This window comes from Zavarzinella formosa DSM 19928 (assembly GCF_000255705.1).
In the GTDB taxonomy this organism is placed as follows: domain Bacteria; phylum Planctomycetota; class Planctomycetia; order Gemmatales; family Gemmataceae; genus Zavarzinella; species Zavarzinella formosa.
This window is the reverse complement of record NZ_JH636453.1, coordinates 54,738-54,979: the sequence shown is the minus strand read 5'-3', so window position 1 is coordinate 54,979 and position 242 is coordinate 54,738. Positions and strand designations below refer to the sequence as shown.

At 67.8% G+C, this 242-nt stretch carries 1 protein-coding gene; it reads right to left on the bottom strand.

All coding sequences use genetic code 11. The features are described 5' to 3' along the window. Positions 1 to 242: hypothetical protein (locus BGIM_RS66250; protein ID WP_238537839.1), on the bottom strand; the 242-nt coding region annotated here is incomplete at both ends.

Below are 242 nucleotides of genomic sequence, written 5' to 3'. Positions count from 1 at the left end.
AACGCACAGATGGCGGGGTGGCGACGCCGGTCGTCCGACGGGGCCGGGGACGCTGTCGTCGGCCTAGGTGAAACGGATGTCGGCGCGCGTTCCAGTAAGCCGTCGCCCGGTCGACCGCCTCGGCGATCTCTTCCCACGTTCCGAATCGGCGGCCCTTGAGCGCCAGGGACCGCAGAACCTTCCACCACGGCTCGATCAGGTTTAAGTACGCCGCCGCGACCGGCTGGAAGACAAACTCCCAC